The organism is Streptomyces sp. 8N706 (genome assembly GCF_052245415.1).
In the GTDB taxonomy this organism is placed as follows: Bacteria; Actinomycetota; Actinomycetes; order Streptomycetales; family Streptomycetaceae; genus Streptomyces.
This window is the reverse complement of the sequence record NZ_JBQQBW010000231.1, coordinates 1-1,835: the sequence shown is the minus strand read 5'-3', so window position 1 is coordinate 1,835 and position 1,835 is coordinate 1. Positions and strand designations below refer to the sequence as shown.

At 68.9% G+C, this 1,835-nt stretch carries 1 protein-coding gene; it reads right to left on the bottom strand.

Annotation, left to right across the window (positions count from 1 at the left end):
- A partial coding sequence (locus ACTWQE_RS33990) for a beta strand repeat-containing protein (protein WP_443332949.1) occupies positions 1–1,835 on the bottom strand: 1,835 nt, incomplete at both ends.

Genomic DNA, 1,835 nt, shown 5'->3' with positions numbered 1-1,835 from the left:
TGTCGAGGGCTTCGGTGAAGGTGCCGCCGCCGCTGCCGCTGATCACAAAGGTCACTGTGCCCGAAGGCGTACCGGTCACGGCAAGTTCGGCGTCCACGGTGGCCCTGATGGTGACGGTCTGGCCCAGCGCGGAGGGATCGGGAGAGGAGGTCACCGTCGTGGTCGTCGCTGCTTGGTTGACGGTGTGGGTGTCGGTGCCGGTGGAGGGGGTGTAGTTGGTGTCGCCGTTGTAGGTGGCGTTGACCGAATGGCTTCCGGAGGGCAGTGCGTTGAGGGTCAGCGTGGCCGTGCCGTCGGTGTCGACGGGGACCGTGGTCGTTCCTCCGCCCCCGCTGATGGTGAAGGTGACCGTGCCGGTGGGTGTTCCGACTCCCGGTGCCACGGGTGCGACGGCGGCAGTGAAGACGACCGGCTGACCGAAGACCGACGGATCGGGTGAGGAGGAGACCGCCGTCGTTGTCGCTGCTCGGTCGACCGTGTGAGCGTCGGAACCGGTGGACGGAGTGAAGCTGGCGTCGCCGTTGTAGGCGGCTTCGACGGTGTGACTTCCCGCGGCCAGAGCGCTGTGGGTGACGGTGGCGACGCCGCCAGCGAGGGTGCCCGTCAGGGTGCTGGTGCCGTCGATGGTGAAGGTGACGGTGCCGGTGGGCGTCCCTGCCCCGGGGGCCACGGACGTGACCGTGGCGGAGAACATGACGTCCTGCCCGTAGACGGAGGGGTCGGGAGTGGTGGTCACTGTGGTGGTGGTCGAGGCCTGCTCGACGACATGGGTGTCGGTGCCGGTGGAGGGGGCGTAGTTGGCATTGCCGTTGTAGGTGGCGGTGCCGCTGATCGTGCCCACGCGGAGGGCGTTGGTGGTGAGGGTGGCGACGCCGTTGGAGTCCAGGGGCAGAGTGATGGTGCCTCCGCCGCTTTCGGTGAGGGTGACCGTTCCGGTGGGGACCCGTGTCCCCGGGGTGAGGGGTGTCACGACCGCGGTGATGGTGACGTCCTGCCCGAACACCGAGGGGTCGGGGGTGGTGGTCACTGTGGTGGTGGTCGAGGCCCGCTCGACGACATGCGTGTCGGTGCCGGTGGAGGGGGCGTAGTTGGCATCGCCGTTGTAGGTCGCGGTGCCGCTGTACGTTCGCGCGGCGAGGGCGTTGCTGGTGACGGAGGCGACACCGGAGGCGTCCAGCGGGATGGTGATGGTGCCCCCGCCGCTCTCGAGGAGAGTGACCGTCCCCGTAGGAACACCCGCCCCCGGGGAGACAGGTGCCACCACCGCGGTGAAGGTCACGTCCTGCCCGAACACCGACGGATCGGGAGTCGACGTCACCGTGGTGGTCGTCGAGGCCCGGTTGACGGTATGAGCATCGCTGCTGGCTGACGAGGCGTAGTTGGTGTCGCCGTCGTAGGTGGCGGTCACTGAGTAGTCGCCGGCGGGGAGTGTGCTGATGCTGACGGAGGCGACCCCGGAGGCGTCGAGGGCCCCGGTGAGCGTCGGCCCACCGCCGGAGACGCTGAACGTCACAGCCCCCGTGGGAGTCCCGGCCCCCGGTGCCACCGACGCGACGACGGCCGTGAAGACAACCGGCTGCCCGAAGACCGATGGGTCGGGCGTAGACGTCACCGTGATGGTGGTCGCCGCACGGTTGACGGTGTGGGTGTCGGTGCCCGTCGAGGCTGCGAAGTCACTGTCGCCGTTGTAGGTAGCGGTGACCGTATGGCTGCCGGAGGGCAGTGTGTTGAGGGTCAGTGTGGCTGTGCCGTCGGTGTCGACGGGGATGGTGGTGGTTCCTCCGCCGCCGGAGATGGTGAAGGTGACGGTGCCGGTGGGTGTTCCGGCTCCTGGT